We start from the raw sequence: 239 nt of genomic DNA on the forward strand, positions 1-239 counted from the left end.
ATGTAAGTGGCTGGTGTGATATTGAAGCAGTCGCTACGGGCAATGTTCATATGGCGACGAACACGGGTAATGCTCATACAATCGCTCTGAAAAGTGATAATACCGTGGAGGCGGTGGGGTGGAATAAGCATGATCAGTGTAATGGAAACGACTGGTATAATATTGTATCGGTTGCGGCGGGGTGGCGTCGTACCCTTGGCATTAAACCGGATGGTAAGGTAATAGCAGTGGGGCGAAAT

General features: G+C 48.5%; 1 pseudogene. It reads left to right on the forward strand.

Annotation, left to right across the window (positions count from 1 at the left end):
- Nucleotides 1–239: pseudogene (locus K5S59_RS30000) on the forward strand (chromosome condensation regulator); the annotation flags it as partial.

The organism is Bacillus sp. BML-BC051, assembly GCF_019656175.1.
Taxonomy (GTDB): domain Bacteria; phylum Bacillota; class Bacilli; order Bacillales; family Bacillaceae_G; genus Bacillus_A; species Bacillus_A mobilis.